The organism is Streptomyces sp. NPDC058758 (assembly GCF_042746075.1).
Lineage (GTDB): Bacteria > Actinomycetota > Actinomycetes > Streptomycetales > Streptomycetaceae > Streptomyces.
Window position 1 is genome coordinate 51,368 of the sequence record NZ_JBHYPS010000012.1, and the last position, 15,277, is coordinate 66,644.

A 15,277-nucleotide genomic window follows, 5' to 3' on the forward strand; every position below is an offset into this window, starting at 1 on the left:
AGGTCCGCACTCCGGGCGGACCCTGCCCCTCCGGCGGCGCGCCCGGCCGCCCGACGTGTCCGAGAACACGACGCATCGCACCCCCGCCCGCCGTAAGCTCTCGTCATGCAGGTGATCCAGTCCACGAAGCTCGCCAACGTCTGTTACGAAATCCGGGGCCCGGTGCTCGAAGAGGCGATGCGGCTCGAAGCCGCGGGTCATCGCATCCTCAAGCTCAACACCGGCAATCCGGCCGCCTTCGGCTTCGAGTGCCCGCCCGCGATCCTGGAGGACGTCCTCCGGAACCTCTCCGAGGCGCACGGCTACGGTGACGCGAAGGGCCTGCTGTCCGCCCGCCGCGCGGTGATGAGCCACTACGAGACCAAGGGCATCCACCTGTCCGTCGAGGACGTCTACCTCGGCAACGGCGTCTCGGAGCTGATCCAGATGTCGATGCAGGCGCTGCTGGACGACGGCGACGAGGTCCTCGTCCCGGCCCCCGACTACCCGCTGTGGACGGCGTCGGTCTCCCTCGCGGGCGGCACCGCGGTGCACTACCGCTGCGACGAGCAGTCGGACTGGATGCCGGACCTGGCCGACATCGAGCGGAAGATCACCGACCGCACCAAGGCGATCGTGATCATCAACCCGAACAACCCGACCGGCGCCGTCTACGACGACGAGATGCTGCGCGCGCTGACCGACATCGCGCGCCGGCACGACCTGGTGGTCTGCTCGGACGAGATCTACGACAAGATCCTCTACGACGGCGCCACGCACACCCCGACCGCGGCGATCGCCCCGGACCTGCTGTGCCTCACCTTCAACGGGATGAGCAAGAACTACCGGGTGGCGGGTTTCCGCTCCGGCTGGCTCGCGGTCTGCGGTCCGAAGCACCACGCCTCCTCGTACATCGAGGGCCTGACGATCCTCGCGAACATGCGGCTGTGCGCCAACATGCCGGCCCAGCACGCGGTGGCCGCCGCGCTCCAGGGGAGGCAGTCGATCGAGGAGCTGGTGCTGCCGGGCGGCCGGCTGCTCGAACAGCGGAACACCGCGTACGAGCTGCTGACCTCGATCCCGGGCGTGACGTGCGTGAAGCCGAAGGGCGCGCTGTACCTGTTCCCGCGCCTCGACCCGAACGTCTACAAGGTCAAGGACGACCGGCAGATGGTCCTGGACCTGCTGCGGGCCGAGAAGATCATGGTGGTGCACGGGACGGGCTTCAACTGGCACGAGCCGGACCACTTCCGGATCGTGACGCTGCCGTCGGTCGCGGACCTCACGGACGCGGTGACCCGGATCGGCCGCTTCCTGGACGGTTACGGCCAGCCGTGAGGGCCCGCGCCGGGTCTTGACCCGGCCTTGAACCGGACCCAGCTCAACTTTAGACCGAATCCAAGCTAGGATGGCCTTCGAGCAGTCAGGAGGCCGTCCCCATGTACGAACCGATCCGCACCAAGTCGGTCCACACGACGGGCGGCGACCCCGCCGGGTATCCGCACCGCTCCCGCGAGGAGGAGCTGGACATCCAGCTCGCCGGCCACCTCGCCGCCCTGCTCGCCGTGACCGACGAGCTCGGCGACACCGAGGGCGGCGAGCGGATCGCCCGCCAGGTGGCCCGCCTCCGCGGCGCCCCGCCCGCCCGGCACGCCGCCCTGTCCGGGGCCTCCCCCGAGGCCCTCCACCGCAAGGCGCACGCCCTGGCCGGCCGGGCCCTGCTCGTCGCCGCCTCGCGCGCGGACACCTCCGCCGCGATCCTCGCCGCCGAGCGCATGGACGCCCACACCGCGGCCCTGGCCGGGGACCCCCTGGTCGCCGCCCCCTAGACGGCCCCGGGCCGCGCGGCACGAACCGCGCGGCCCGGGCGCCCTCCACCTCCCGGCCGGCCGAACCGGGCACCCTACGCCTCCCGCCCGGACCGGGCGCCCTCCGCCTCCCGCCCGGACCGGGCGCCCTCCGCCTCCCGCCCGGACCGGGCGCCCTCCGCCTCCCGCCCGGGACCCGCCCCCCGGACCGGCGCCGGGAGCGTTCCGGCGGGCCGTCCTCCGGTTCCCTACCGGGATCGCCCCTTCACCTCCCGTCCACCCGGCTCCCCCTGGAATGTGGGTTTCCGCGAGCACTCTGCCCGCGTGAGACGCATTCTGGGAATCGTCCTGGCCGTCCTGCTCCTCGGCGGCGTGGCCGCCGTCCTCGTGACGGGCGGCGACAAGGACAAGGGCACGGCAACGAAGACCGTGCGAGGAGTCATCGGCTCGGAGAAGAGCGAGTTCTTCACCGATCCGGACGTGGTGAAGGCCCTCCAGGCCAAGGGCCTCACCGTGGAGACCGAGACCTCGGGGTCCTGGGACATGGAGCGACTCCCCCTGGAGGGGTACGACTTCGCCTTCCCGTCCTCGAAGGGCCCGGCCGACGAGCTGCGCGCCAAGGCCGCCTCCGCGCCGCTGCGCCCCTTCTACTCGCCGCTGGTGGTGGTCGCGCACAGCAACGCCGCCCGGGTCCTCGCCGGCAACGGCCTGGCGACCCTCGGCGCCCGCGGCACCAGCGGCATCCTCAGGATGGACGCCTACCTGGCCGCCGTCCGCGCCGACCGGTCCTGGCAGCAGCTCAAGGGCGCCGCGAACCACGCCGAGCTGAGCGGGACGCTCTTCATCACCTCCACCGACCCGGTGGCCTCCAACTCCGGCGCGCTCTACCTCGCCGCCGCGAGCTACGTCGCCGACGGCGGCCGGGTCGCCGACGGCAAGGAGGCCGTCACCCGCACCGCACCGCTGCTGCGCAAGCTGACCCGGGTGCAGGGCGCCCAGCAGACCGGCTCCGACGCCCCCTTCCGGGACTTCGTGAGCGGCGTCGGCAACCCGCTGGTCCTCGTCTACGAGTCCCAGGTGGCGTCCCAGCTCCTCGCCGGCCGGCCGATGGGCGACCTCGTCGTGCTCTACCCGGACACCACGGTCAACAGCGATCACACGCTCGTCCCCCTCACCGAGGGCGGCAAGGAGCTGGGCCGGCTGCTCTCCGAGGACCCGGAGCTGCGCCGTCTCGCCGTCCGGCACGGCTTCCGGCCGCAGGGCGCCGCGCCCGAGTTCACCGAGGCCACCCACGCGTACGGCGAATACCTCAACCAGACACTGACCGGAGTCCGCCAGGCGCCCGTGCCCACCGGCGCGGTGCTGCGCGACATGGCGCGGCGGGCCCGTGACCAGGGGGGCACCGCATGACCGAGCACACCGACCCGCGCGCCGCCGGACGGCCCCGGAACCCGTACGCGGGCGCGCCGGAGTCCACCTTCGTCCTGACCCCGCCCGAGCACGACGCCCCGCTCGTCCTCACCCCGCCCGCCCCCGCCCCGGCGGTCCGCGCCGAGCAGGCCTCCGGCCTGGTGCCGCTGGACGCGTCGGTGCGGGCGGAGATGTCCCGCCGGGCCGAGGAGTACGTCGGCTCGCTCTCCGGACTCGACCCGCGCTCCCCCGAGTTCGCGGGCCGCATCGGCGAGATCGCGGCGCTCGGCTCCGGCGAGATGCGGGCCGCCGCCCAGCAGTCGAACCGCATGCTGGACCGCACGGTCCGCTCCCTCGGCCGGGGCGGCGGCGACGCCTCCGCCCGCGTCGGCTCCTCGCTCGTCGAACTCCGGCGCACGGTCGAGGACCTGGACCCGCAAGCCGCCCCCGGCAAGGGCTTCAAGGGGCTCCTCTCCAAGCTGCCCGGCGGCAACAGGTTCCGCGACCACGTCGCCAGGTACGCCTCCTCGCAGGCCACCCTGAACCGGATCGTCGGCGCGCTCCGCAGCGGGCAGGACGAACTGCGGCGCGACAACGCCGCGTTGCAGACCGAGCGGGCCCGGCTGTGGGAGACCATGGGCAAGCTCCAGGAGTTCGCCGTCCTCACCGAGGCCCTCGACGCGGCCGTGGAGCAGCGCATCGCGGGCACCGCGGACCCGGCCGAGGCGGACGCGCTCCGCGCCGACGTCCTCTTCCCGGTCCGCCAGAAGCACCAGGACCTGCTCACCCAGCTCGCCGTCTGCGCCCAGGGATACCTGGCGATGGACGTGGTGCGGCGGAACAACGACGAGCTGGTCAAGGGCGTCGACCGGGCCGCGACGACGACCCTGTCGGCGCTGCGGATCGCGGTCGTGCTGGCCTCCGCCCTGGAGAACCAGCGCAAGGTGACCGAGCAGGTCAACGTGCTCCGTTCGACCACCGAGGACCTGATCCGGGGCAACGCCGAGATGCTGTCCACCCAGGCCGGCGAGATCCAGCGGATCGCCGCCGACCCCGCGGTCGGCGCCGAGACCCTGCGCACGGCCTTCCAGCAGATCTACCGCACCCTCGACGCCATCGACACGTACAAGGTCCAGGCGACCGAGGCGATGGCGGCGACCGTCTCCTCCCTCACGGGCGAACTCCGGGAAGCGAGCGCCCACCTGGACCGCAGCCGCCGCACGAGCGCACTGGAAGGCGGACCTTCCGCATGAGACCCCTCCCCCTCCCCCGCCTCCTGGCGGGCCTCGCCCTCACCTTGCTCCTCACCGCCACCGCGGGCTCCTGCGGCACGATCGACAACTCGGCCGGCGGCACCGGCGAACAGCGCGACAAGGCCGACTCCAGGCCCGCCGAGCCCGGCACCCTCCGCGTCCTGGCCTCCTCCGAACTCGCCGACATGGCGCCGGTCCTGGAGGAGGCCCGGCAGGCCACCGGCGTCACCGTCCGCACCACCTACGCGGGCACCCTCGACGCCGTCGAACGGATCGCCTCGGGCCGGGCCGAGAAGGAGTACGACGCCGTCTGGCTCTCCTCCAACGACTACCTGCGGCTGCGCCCCGACACCGCCGGCCGGATCACCAACGAGACCCCGGTGATGACCTCGCCGGTGGCGCTCGGCGTCCGCCCCGAGGCCGTCGCCCGGCTCGGCTGGGACCCGGAGAAGGTCACCTGGTCGCAGCTGCACCGGGCGGTCGCCGCGGGGAGGCTGACGTACGGCATGACCGACCCGAAGCGCTCCAACTCCGGCTTCTCCGCGCTGGTCTCGGTCGCCTCGGGCCTCTCCGGCGCCCAGTCCGCGCTCAGCGACCGGGACGTGGCGAAGGCGACGCCGAAGCTCCGCGAGTTCTTCGCCGGCCAGAAGCTCACCTCCGGCTCCTCCGGCTGGCTCGCCACCGCCTACGGCCGCCGCACCGACGTCGACGCCCTGGTCAACTACGAGTCGGTGCTGCTCACCGCGCCCGGCGCGCTCACCGTGATCCGCCCCTCCGACGGCGTCGTCACCGCCGACTACCCGCTCACCCTGCTCACCGCCGCCTCCGCCGACGCCAAGGAGTCCGCCCGGCGGCTCACCGCCTACCTCCGCACCCCCCAGGCGCAGCGCCGGATCACCGAGACCACCCTGCGCCGCCCGGTGGTCGCCGGCGTCGACCCGGCGCCCCGGCTCGACCGGGGCCTGCGGCGCGAGCTGCCCTTCCCCGGCAGCCGTTCCGTCGCCGACGGTTTGCTCGACGCGTACGACAACACGCTCCGCAGGCCCTCCCGCACGGTCTACGTCCTGGACACCTCGGGGTCGATGGGCGGCGAGCGGCTGACCCGGCTGAAGGACGCGATCGCCGAGCTGACCGAGGACTTCCGGGACCGCGAGGAGGTCACCCTGATGCCCTTCGGCACCGCGGTGAAGTCCGGCGAGGTGCGGACGTACACGGTCGACCCGGACGACCCGGCGAAGGCCAGGGAGGCGATCCGCGCCGACGCGGGGCGGCTCACCGCCTCCGGGGGCACGGCGATCTACTCCAGCCTCACCGAGGCCTACCGCAGCCTGGGCGCCTCCTCCCGCGACGCCTTCACCTCGGTCGTGCTCATGACGGACGGCGAGAACACCGACGGCATCGGGGGCTCCGACTTCGACGCCTTCTTCCGGGGCCTGCCCGACGAGCAGCGGCGCACCCCGGTCTTCCCGATCCTCTTCGGCGACTCCGACCGGACCGAGCTGAACCACATCGCGGACCTGACCGGCGGCAGGCTCTTCGAGGCGGAGGGCTCCCTGAAGGGCGCTTTCGAGGAGATCCGTGGCTACCAGTGACCGCGTGCTCCGCTACGCGGAGTCCCGCAAGAACCTGACGGGCTGCCTCTGCGGCCTGGCCGGCCTCGGCATCGGCCTCACCGGCGCGGCCGGCGGGCTGTGGCCGCTGGTGGTCCTCGGACTGTACGGCGCGGGCGCGCTGATCGCCCCGCCGGAGCGGCCGGACGCCCCCGCCTTCCCGAGCGCCGACGAGCAGCTGGAGTCGCTGCGCGCGGACCACGCCACCCTGCGGGAGTACCTCGCGGAGGTGGAGCTGCCGGAGGGCGCCCGGAAGGGACTCGACGAGCTGGACGCGCTCCTCGGGGCACTGCTCGAACCGGGCTGGGTCAGCGACCCGGAGCACCTGCACGTGCTGGCCCGCGCGGTCCGCCAGGACGTCCCGGAGGCGGTCGACGCCTTCGTGCGGACCCGCTGGTGGACGCGGGTGAACCCGGGCTCCGAGCCGCCCGAGCGGCATCTGGAGCGGCAGCTGGCCGCGCTGCGCGAGGAGGCCGGACGGATCGCCTCGGCGCTCCGGGAGGCGGAGGAGCTCCGCCAGCGGGCGCACACCCGCTATCTGGAGGACCGGGGCGACTGAGCCCCGTCCGGGGACGTGCGCCGGCCCCGGAGCCTGAGGGGGCTCCGGGGCCGGGTGCGTCGTGGTGGACCGTCGTGACCCCACTGGTCAGGGCGGTATGTCGGGGCAGCCCACCACGAGTCTCATGCTGCTACGGGATCAGCCCAGTCGCTCGACCAGCGCGCGGTACTCGTCCCACAGCTCCTTCGGGGTGTGCTCGCCGAAGGTCTCCAGGTGCGCGGGGACCAGGGCGGCCTCCTCGCGCCAGACGTCCTTGTCGACGGTGAGCAGGAAGTCCAGGTCCTCGTCGGCCAGGTCGAGGCCGTCGGTGTCCATGGCCTCCCGCGTCGGCAGGACGCCGATCGGGGTCTCGACGCCCTCGGCCTTGCCGTCGAGGCGCTCGACGATCCACTTGAGGACGCGGCTGTTCTCGCCGAAGCCGGGCCAGACGAACTTGCCGGCGTCGTTCTTGCGGAACCAGTTGACGTAGTAGATCTTCGGGAGCTTCGCGGCGTCCGCGGAGGCGCCGACCTTGACCCAGTGGGCCATGTAGTCGCCCATGTTGTAGCCGCAGAACGGCAGCATGGCGAAGGGGTCGCGGCGCAGCTCGCCGACCTTGCCCTCGGCGGCGGCGGTCTTCTCGGAGGCCACGTTGGCGCCGAGGAAGACGCCGTGGTTCCAGTCGAAGGACTCGGTGACCAGCGGGACGGCGGTGGCGCGGCGGCCGCCGAAGAGGATCGCCGAGATCGGCACGCCCTTCGGGTCCTCCCACTCCGGCGCGATGATCGGGCACTGCCCGGCCGGGACGGTGAAGCGGGCGTTCGGGTGGGCGGCGGGCGTCTCGGACGCGGGCGTCCAGTCGTTGCCCTTCCAGTCCGTGAGGTGCGCGGGCGCCGTCTCGGTCATGCCCTCCCACCACACGTCGCCGTCGTCGGTGAGCGCGACGTTGGTGAAGACGGAGTTGCCCCACATGGTCTTCATGGCGTTGGCGTTGGTGTGCTCGCCGGTGCCGGGCGCGACGCCGAAGAAGCCGGCCTCGGGGTTGATGGCGTAGAGGCGGCCGTCCTCGCCGAAGCGCATCCAGGCGATGTCGTCGCCGATGGTCTCCACGGTCCAGCCGGGGATGGTCGGCTCCAGCATGGCGAGGTTGGTCTTGCCGCAGGCCGACGGGAAGGCGGCGGCGACGTACTTGGCCTCGCCCTGCGGCGGGGTCAGCTTGAGGATGAGCATGTGCTCGGCGAGCCAGCCCTCGTCACGGGCCATGACGGAGGCGATGCGCAGGGCGTAGCACTTCTTGCCGAGGAGCGCGTTGCCGCCGTAGCCGGAGCCGTACGACCAGATCTCGCGGGTCTCCGGGAAGTGGGAGATGTACTTGGTGGAGTTGCACGGCCACGGCACGTCCTCCTGGCCCTCCGCGAGGGGGGCGCCGAGGGTGTGGACGGCCTTCACGAAGAAGCCGTCGGTGCCCAGCTCGTCGAGGACGGCCTGTCCCATGCGGGTCATGGTGCGCATGGAGACGGCGACGTAGGCGGAGTCGGTGATCTCGACGCCGATGGCGGAGAGCGGGGAGCCGACGGGGCCCATGCAGAAGGGGACCACGTACATGGTCCGGCCCTTCATCGACCCGCGGAAGATGCCCTCGGAGCCCGCGAAGAGCTCCTTCATCTCCGCCGGGGCCTTCCAGTGGTTGGTCGGGCCCGCGTCCTCCTCCTTCTCGGAGCAGATGAAGGTGCGGTCCTCGACGCGCGCGACGTCGGTGGGGTCGGAGGCGGCGTAGTACGAGTTCGGGCGCTTCACCGGGTCGAGCTTCGTGAACGTGCCCTTGGCGACGAGCTCCTCGCACAGGCGCTCGTACTCGGCCTCGGAGCCGTCGCACCAGACGATGCTGTCCGGCTGGGTGATCTCGGCGATCTCGTTCACCCAGGAGACGAGCTCCTGGTGCTGGGTGGGAAGGGGAGCCGCGTTGTCGCGCGCCACGATTGCTCCTTGTAGAGGGGTGTTTTTCGCTGTATGCCCCGTGGGGGCTGCGACCCGGATGCGTCGTAGCTGCTCATCCGGTGCCGACCGCACTCATTTGATCATCCGATGGAAACGCCCATATGTCCAGGGGGGTGCACACGTGAGCATCGCCACTCATATCCGGGACCTACGGGGCCGTAGGTACGATTCCGTGTCATGACTGCAGCCACGCCGGAAGTGACCCCGGTCGAGCCCGACCCGATCGCCCAGGCCCCGTCGTTCCCGCTGAAGCCACGGCTCAGGGGCTGGCTGCACGCGGGCATGTTCCCCGCCGTGATCGTCGCGGGACTGGCCCTCGTCGCCCTCTCCGACACCCCCCGCGCCCGCATCGCCTGCGGGATCTACGTGCTCACCGCCTGCCTGCTCTTCGGCATCAGCGCGCTGTACCACCGGGGGAACTGGGGCCCGCGCGGCGAGGCCGTCCTGCGCCGCCTCGACCACGCCAACATCTTCCTGATCATCGCGGGCACCTACACCCCGCTCACCCTGCTGCTGCTCCCCGACTCCACCGCGAAGCCGCTCATGTGGGCGGTCTGGGCCGCCGCGCTGGCCGGCATCGCCTTCCGGGTCTTCTGGGTCGGCGCCCCCCGCTGGCTCTACACCCCCTGCTACATCGCCATGGGCTGGGCCGCCGTCTTCTTCCTCCCCGACTTCATGCGGACCGGCGGCATCGCCGTCCTGGTCCTCGTCGTGGTCGGCGGCCTGCTCTACAGCGCCGGCGGCATCATCTACGGCATCAAGCGCCCGAACCCGTCCCCCCGCTGGTTCGGCTTCCACGAGGTCTTCCACTCCCTCACCCTGGCCGCCTTCATCGTCCACTACGTCGGCATCTCCCTGGTCGCCTACCAGGCCTGACCGGGCAGAATGGCCCCATGCCCAGCACGACGAACGGCCTGCGGGAGCGGAAGAAGCAGCGGACCCGCGAGGAGATCCGCAGGGCCGGACGACGGATCGCCGCCGCCCACGGCTGGGAGGCGGCGACCATCGAGCGGATCGCCGCCGAGGCGGAGGTCTCCCCCTCCACCGTCGTCCGCTACTTCCCGGTCCGCGAGGACATCGTCCTCACCGACGAGGACGACGAGCGCCTCGAAGCCCGGCTCCGCGCCCGCCCGGCCGGCGAGGACCCCCTCGAATCCCTCCGCGCGGTCGTCGTCGAGGCCGTCGCCGCGGCCCTGGAGGCCGACCCCGAGGAGATCCGGCTGCGCGCCCGGCTGATGGCCGGCGTCCCCGCCGTCCGCGCCCGGCTCACCGAGACCACCGCGGAGACCGGCCGCCGGCTCGCCCGCGCGCTGGCCGACCGCACCGGACGCGCCCCGGACGACCTGGAGGTCCGGGTCTTCGCCGCCGCCGTCCTCGGTGCCCTGCGCGAGGCCACCCTCTACTGGGCCGAGCGCGGCCTCGCCGAGGACCTCCCGGCGCTGCTGCACCGCACGCTCGACACCCTCAGGGCCGGCCCGGCGCTCCCAGCGCGCCCCTGAGCACCTCGGCCGAGCGCGGATTGTCCGCGCACCCCCACACCCCGTGCGGGCAGTAGTCGGTCACCGTCTGGTAGACGGGCCGGTGGGCGGCGAACCAGTCGAGCATCCCCCGCACGTAGGCGGGGTTGTCCCCGTTCCGGAAGAGCCCCCACTCCGGGTACGAGACGGGCTTGCCGTGCGCCGCGGCGAAGGCCACGTGGTGCGCGAGCCCGTACTCCTCGTCCACCTGCTCCTCGAAGGAGAGCCCCTCGGGCTGGTCGTAGGCGTCCATCCCGATGATGTCGACGACGTCGTCCCCGGGGTAGCACTCCGGCCACGGCACCGCGTCCCGCCCCCGGCTCGGCGTGAAGTCGAAGCGGAAGCGCTGCCCCGCCACCCCGCGCAGCGCCCCGACCGCCTTGCGCCAGTACGCCTTCCAGGCCGTCGGGTCCGGCCCGCAGCGGTGGCCGTACGTGGTGCCGTTCATCTCCCAGCCGAGCACCAGGACCGCGTCCCCGAGCCCGTGCTCCACCAGCCCCTCGCCCAGCGCCTCGAAGTGCCGGTCGAAGGCGCCGGCCGCGCCCCGCCGCAGCCCGTCCCGCACCTCGGCGTCGCTCAGCCCGGCCTCGTTGCGGTCCATCATCGGCACGTTCAGCACGAAGAGCCGGCCCGGCCGCCCGGCCTTCCACCGCGCCCACGGCGCGAAGAGTTCCGGATGCCCCTCGATGTTGGACCAGCGGTCGCCCGGCAGATAGGTGTGGCCGACCGTCAGTTCGCCGCCGCCCAGCCACGACTCGACCCCGGCGATCCGCCGCACCCCCTCCGCGTCGGAACCGGTGAAGAAGCCGGACGGCACCCCGGGCAGCGGGGACGGCTCGGGCGCGGCCCGGGTCCCGGTGTGCCGCTCGCCGGGCGCGAGCCGGCCGGGCAGCCCGGGCACGAGCAGGAGCGCGAGAACGGCCGCGAGCAGCACCAGGAGTGCGGCCCGCGGCCACGGGGGGAGGCGGTTCACGTCAGCCGGTCCAGAACTCCCACCAGCGGGTCAGGATCAGCATCCCGATGATCCCGACGTGCAGGACGGGCGGGGCGAAGGCGAAGTCGCCGAGGAAGCCCCGCACCGCCGCCGGGGCGGGCAGCACCCCGGTCCGCACGTTGTGGGCGGTGACGTACCAGAACATGGTGATCGTCGCGGTCCAGGCGAGGCAGCACCACAGGCACAGCGCGTTGATCTCGTACAGCGACTGCTGCATCAGCCAGGTGCAGAAGCCGACGCCGAAGAGCATCCCGCCGTTCAGCCCGAGCCAGAACCAGCCCCGGTACCGGGCCCCCGCCAGGAGCCCCGCGCCGACGGCGACGACGACGCCGTACGTGACGAGGCCGAGCATCGGGTTGGGGAAGCCGAAGACCGCCGCCTGCTCGCTCTTCATGATGTTCCCGCAGGACACGACCGGGTTCAGGCTGCACCCCGGCTGGAAGCCCGGGTCCTGGAGGAGCTTGAACTTGTCGATCGTGATCACCCACGCGGCCAGGATCCCGGCCGCCCCGGTGACCACCAGGAGCAGGCCGAGCGACCGGCCCGCGCCGACCGTCCCGTCCTCCGGGCGCGCGGCCCGCGCCGCCCGGTCCTCTCCCCGCTGACCTGGCACACCGCCGCGTACGCCGAGCGTCGTCATCGCGCCGCCCCTTCCGTTCAGCCCTGCACGCGCCGGACGGGCAGCAGGACGTGGGCGCACTCCGCGAGCATCTCCTCGTCGGAGACGAAGGCGCGCAGCCGGTCCTCGTCCACGGGCTGCCCGGGCACGCCCTCGGCCCAGGGGCGCACCGAGCAGAGGAAGTAGACCTTGCCGCTCTCGCGGGCGGCGGCCTGCCACTCGGCGGGCACCGGGCACTGCACCTTGAGGAAGGGCAGGGTGAGCACGGCGGTGCCGGCCTCGACGAGCAGCGTGGCGCTGATCCCCGCGTCCTTCTCCAGGTCGAAGAGCCGGTCCCCGACGGAGAGGCCCATGGACTCCAGGGCCGCCCGCATGGCCTGCTGACCGGCGTCCGGCCCGTCGCGGCCGTCGCCGAGCGAATACGCCATCAGGAACGGCGTGCCGGCGGAATCGGCGGTGGCTTCGCTGGACCACGGAATCACCGTGAGCGTGCCCAGCGGAGAGACGCTGCGCGCCTCGGAAAGGACGTGGGGAGTGGTCATGGAAGGGGATGCTAGTGGGGCAACCACCCTTTCCCCGTACCGAATTCACTCATCCGGCCGACATTCGCCCGCTCGAACTCCCGGCCGCAACGAACGCGGGTTTTCATCGTTGTGCCCTGAGGCCCCTTGTCGACACCAGGAGATCGCCGATGCCTTTCCCGCGCCGTGTCGCCCTCCGGTCCCTGTTCGCGCTGGCCGTCACCGCGGCCACCGGCGGTGCCCTCGGCCGGATCGCCGCCCGCTCCCCCGGAGCGGACGCGGACCCGTACGCCTTCGACGAGATGTACGCGGGCCGCCGCATCCGCGGTCTGACCGGTCCGGGAGGCGAGCCGGTGGCCCTGGTGGACGGCCGGCCGCTGCACCTGATGCGGTGCGCCGACGGCGGCTGGGTGACCCCGCTCGACCACTACGAGTCCCGTCCGACCCCGCTCTCCGCCACCCGCGCGGCCGTGGACGCGGCGGGTTCCGCCCCGCTGTCCCGGTACGCGGCGGGCCACGGCCTCCACTCCGACCCGACGGGAGGGAACCCGCGTGGTGTACACGCGTAAGAACCAGCGCGACCTGACGACGGCCGAGCGCCGGCGGTTCGTGGCCGCGGTGCTCGAACTGAAGCGCCGCGGCGGCTACGACGAGTTCGTCCGCATGCACATCGACCACTACACCGCCGACGGCGCGGGCCGGCTGCGGACCGCCCACATGGCGCCGAGCTTCCTGCCCTGGCACCGGAAGTTCCTGCTGGAGTTCGAGCGGGCGCTGCGCCGGATCGACGCGACGGTGACCGTGCCGTACTGGGACTGGACGCGGGACTCCACCCCGGCGTCCTCGATCTGGTCGGAGGACTTCATGGGCGGCAACGGCCGCCGTTCGGACCTCCAGGTGACCACCGGCCCCTTCGCGTACGCAAGGGGGAAGTGGACGGTGAAGCACGCGATGACCGAGATCTCCTATCTGACCAGGGACTTCGGCCGTCCGCGCGATCCGGTGGCGCTGCCGACGGCGGCCCAGCTGGACGAGGTGATGCGGGAGCGGACGTACGACACGGCCCCCTGGAACTCGACCAGCCCGTCGGGTTTCCGCAACCGTCTGGAGGGGTGGGCGCCGGGCTCGGGCAACGAGCGGTTCCGGATCCACAACCGGGTGCACCGCTGGGTGGGCGGCCTGATGCTGGGCGGCGGGTCGGTGAACGACCCGGTGTTCTGGCTGCACCACTCCTTCGTGGACCTGGTGTGGTCGCGGTGGCAGCAGCGCAATCCGGGGGCCGCGTACCTGCCGGCGGAGCCGCCGCCGCTGGGCGACGCCCAGTACCGGAAGGTGGTGGCGCGGCACCAGCCGATGGCGCCGTGGGGCGTGACGCCGGCGGAGATGTTCGACCACAGCGGGATCTACCGGTACGCCTGAGGGCGGGGGCTCCGGACGCCGACGTCCCCCCGGCCCTGGTGGGGCCGGGGGGACGTCCGGGGATCAGCGCCGGGGGGCCGTTCAGCCGCCGTAGCCGCCGTCGCCGTTGTCGTGCGGGGCGTCGATGTTGGCGCAGCTGTTGCCGAAGGCCGGGTTCAGCAGGCCGATCACGTTGACCGTGTTGCCGCAGAGGTTGACCGGGACGTGGACCGGGACCTGGACGACGTTGCCGGAGGCGACGCCGGGCGAGTGGGCGGCGACGGCCTCGGCGCCCGAGTCGGCGACGGCCAGGCCGGCTCCGGTGAGGGCGACGGCACCGGTGCCGGCCAGAACGGCGGCAGCCTTGGCGATGCGAGACATCAGAACTCCTTGAATGGGTCGAGCGACCGCAGGGATCACGGCCGTCACTTCCGTTCAACGCCGCACCGGGAACCGGGTCACGGCCTTTGGGCCGAACGGGAGGGGGGAAATCGGAAAATCCCGCGGCGGCGGGAAAAGGTGGCCCGCGGTCCGGTGGCCGCCCCCCGTCGGATACGACGGGCGACACTCCGGACCGCGGGCCGCGGCCATGCGACAAGCCTTCCGGTGCAACGACGGAAAGCCCGTGCGGTAGCGGGGAAGAATCGTGTCTTCACTCGCGCGGACCGCGCCCGAACGGAATTCCGAAAAGGTGGGGGGGGAGTCAGCCGCGCTGGGGGGCGAGGCCCAGCTGGGAGTCGAGGGCGCCGCTGAGCGTCGGGGAGACGAGGCCGAGCTCCGGCACGTGCAGGGCGGGCACGCCGGCGAGGCCGTTGCCGCGGGGGGCCTCGACGGGGTTGCCGAGGACGGCGCCGGGGGTGGCGGCCGCCATCTCGGAGTGCGGGGTGGCGAAGAGCGCCCGGCCGGGCTCGCTGCCCTCGATCACCTCGGGCAGCGGGGCGTCCACGACGGTCTCGGGCAGGGTGCCGGTGAGCGGGACGCTCGGCAGGGTCACGTCGGGCAGCGCGCCGAGGCCCTTCTGGAACCCGGTGGGGGCGCCGGGCATCGGGACCGGGACGCCGGTCGCGACGGTGGGGGCGTCCATCGGCAGGACCGGCTCCAGGCCCTGGAGGGGGACGATCACCGGAGCCTCGACGGCGGCGGCCGGGGCGGCCATGGCGGCGGAGGCGAGCGCGGTCATGAGGAGGCCCATGCCGGCGTGAGAGCGCAGAGTCATGCCGTGTGAACGAGCCCCTTGGCCGAAACGTCGCGCGGGGTTCCCCCATGTGCAGCAATGCCCGAGGCCCCCACCGGTGAAGGCGGGGGCCTCGGTTGACGTCACGTCAGCGGTGCGCGTACGTCAGTGGCGACGGCTCCGGACGAGGCGGCCGCCCCGGAGCTGGACGACGGTGCCGCCGATGATGAGGGCGGCGCTGACGGCGGCCGCTCCCCACAGGGCGGGGTCGCTGCCCGTGTCGGGGAGTTCGGGCTTGTCGGGCCCGTGCGGCGGGGTGCTGGGCGGGGTGGTGGGCTCACAGCCCGGCTCGGGCTCCTCACCGGGTGCCGGCTCCTCGCACTCGCCCGGGGGCTCGTCCGGATTCGTGGGCGGGGTCCACGGCGGGGACGTGGGCGGAGTGGTCGGCGGAGTCGTGG

At 73.0% G+C, this 15,277-nt stretch carries 16 protein-coding genes and 1 pseudogene; 10 read left to right on the forward strand and 7 right to left on the reverse strand.

The features are described from left to right. The first annotated feature begins 105 nt into the window (after window positions 1–105). From ACFW6A_RS16985 to ACFW6A_RS17010, 6 genes are all read left to right on the forward strand, one after another. Window positions 106–1,317 carry a pyridoxal phosphate-dependent aminotransferase gene (locus ACFW6A_RS16985; protein WP_351844520.1) on the forward strand — a complete coding sequence of 404 codons (1,212 nt, stop codon included), beginning with the start codon at window positions 106–108 and terminating at the stop codon, window positions 1,315–1,317. A gap of 101 nt (window positions 1,318–1,418) precedes the next feature. Beyond that, window positions 1,419–1,808, forward strand: coding sequence for a hypothetical protein (locus ACFW6A_RS16990; protein WP_351844522.1), 390 nt, complete (start codon window positions 1,419–1,421; stop codon window positions 1,806–1,808). A 276-nt stretch (window positions 1,809–2,084) separates the two neighbouring features. Continuing rightward, window positions 2,085–3,197 carry a hypothetical protein gene (locus ACFW6A_RS16995; RefSeq protein ID WP_386641247.1) on the forward strand — a complete coding sequence of 371 codons (1,113 nt, stop codon included), beginning with the start codon at window positions 2,085–2,087 and terminating at the stop codon, window positions 3,195–3,197. Then, the gene (locus ACFW6A_RS17000; RefSeq protein ID WP_351844526.1) at window positions 3,194–4,450 is read left to right on the forward strand and encodes a toxic anion resistance protein; all 1,257 of its coding nucleotides are present in this window, start codon (window positions 3,194–3,196) and stop codon (window positions 4,448–4,450) included. Before ACFW6A_RS16995 ends, ACFW6A_RS17000 begins: the two co-directional genes overlap by 4 nt. Beyond that, window positions 4,447–6,042 carry a substrate-binding domain-containing protein gene (locus ACFW6A_RS17005; protein ID WP_386641250.1) on the forward strand — a complete coding sequence of 532 codons (1,596 nt, stop codon included), beginning with the start codon at window positions 4,447–4,449 and terminating at the stop codon, window positions 6,040–6,042. Before ACFW6A_RS17000 ends, ACFW6A_RS17005 begins: the two co-directional genes overlap by 4 nt. Further along, a complete protein-coding gene (locus ACFW6A_RS17010) occupies window positions 6,029–6,619 on the forward strand; it encodes a hypothetical protein (RefSeq protein WP_351844530.1) in 591 nt (196 codons plus the stop codon). The genes ACFW6A_RS17005 and ACFW6A_RS17010 overlap by 14 nt, the downstream gene beginning before the upstream one ends. 138 nt (window positions 6,620–6,757) lie before the next feature. Here ACFW6A_RS17010 and ACFW6A_RS17015 read toward each other — a convergent pair whose 3' ends face one another. Beyond that, window positions 6,758–8,575 carry a phosphoenolpyruvate carboxykinase (GTP) gene (locus ACFW6A_RS17015; RefSeq protein ID WP_351844532.1) on the reverse strand — a complete coding sequence of 606 codons (1,818 nt, stop codon included), beginning with the start codon at window positions 8,573–8,575 and terminating at the stop codon, window positions 6,758–6,760. A gap of 198 nt (window positions 8,576–8,773) precedes the next feature. Here ACFW6A_RS17015 and ACFW6A_RS17020 point away from each other — a divergent pair, with 198 nt between their 5' ends. After that, entirely contained in the window at window positions 8,774–9,472 is a 699-nt protein-coding gene (locus tag ACFW6A_RS17020) for a hemolysin III family protein (RefSeq protein WP_386641253.1), read from the forward strand. A gap of 17 nt (window positions 9,473–9,489) precedes the next feature. Further along, window positions 9,490–10,095: a TetR family transcriptional regulator gene (locus tag ACFW6A_RS17025; protein WP_351844536.1), complete on the forward strand. Its 606-nt coding sequence runs from the start codon at window positions 9,490–9,492 to the stop codon at window positions 10,093–10,095. Here the strand turns inward: ACFW6A_RS17025 and ACFW6A_RS17030 are convergent. Genes ACFW6A_RS17030 through ACFW6A_RS17040 form a run of 3 tightly spaced genes read right to left on the reverse strand, consistent with a single transcriptional unit; the run spans window position 10,061 to window position 12,268 of the window. Further along, entirely contained in the window at window positions 10,061–11,086 is a 1,026-nt protein-coding gene (locus ACFW6A_RS17030) for a glycoside hydrolase family 26 protein (protein WP_386486020.1), read from the reverse strand. The genes ACFW6A_RS17025 and ACFW6A_RS17030 overlap by 35 nt on opposite strands. 1 nt (window position 11,087) lies before the next feature. Then, complete coding sequence (locus ACFW6A_RS17035; protein ID WP_386641256.1) at window positions 11,088–11,747, reverse strand: vitamin K epoxide reductase family protein; 660 nt, start codon at window positions 11,745–11,747, stop codon at window positions 11,088–11,090. A gap of 17 nt (window positions 11,748–11,764) precedes the next feature. Then, entirely contained in the window at window positions 11,765–12,268 is a 504-nt protein-coding gene (locus ACFW6A_RS17040; RefSeq protein ID WP_351844541.1) for a DUF5949 family protein, read from the reverse strand. A gap of 149 nt (window positions 12,269–12,417) precedes the next feature. Here ACFW6A_RS17040 and ACFW6A_RS17045 point away from each other — a divergent pair, with 149 nt between their 5' ends. Continuing rightward, complete coding sequence (locus ACFW6A_RS17045) at window positions 12,418–12,816, forward strand: tyrosinase family oxidase copper chaperone (RefSeq protein ID WP_351844543.1); 399 nt, start codon at window positions 12,418–12,420, stop codon at window positions 12,814–12,816. Then, on the forward strand, window positions 12,800–13,666 hold the full coding sequence (locus ACFW6A_RS17050; protein WP_351844545.1) for a tyrosinase family protein: 867 nt from the start codon (window positions 12,800–12,802) through the stop codon (window positions 13,664–13,666). Before ACFW6A_RS17045 ends, ACFW6A_RS17050 begins: the two co-directional genes overlap by 17 nt. 81 nt (window positions 13,667–13,747) lie before the next feature. Here ACFW6A_RS17050 and ACFW6A_RS17055 read toward each other — a convergent pair whose 3' ends face one another. From ACFW6A_RS17055 to ACFW6A_RS17065, 3 genes and pseudogenes are all read right to left on the reverse strand, one after another. After that, a complete protein-coding gene (locus ACFW6A_RS17055) occupies window positions 13,748–14,026 on the reverse strand; it encodes a chaplin (RefSeq protein WP_043227065.1) in 279 nt (92 codons plus the stop codon). A gap of 322 nt (window positions 14,027–14,348) precedes the next feature. Then, window positions 14,349–14,861, reverse strand: coding sequence for a hypothetical protein (locus tag ACFW6A_RS17060; protein WP_351844548.1), 513 nt, complete (start codon window positions 14,859–14,861; stop codon window positions 14,349–14,351). A 123-nt stretch (window positions 14,862–14,984) separates the two neighbouring features. Continuing rightward, window positions 14,985–15,277, reverse strand: a pseudogene (locus ACFW6A_RS17065) (hypothetical protein); the annotation flags it as partial.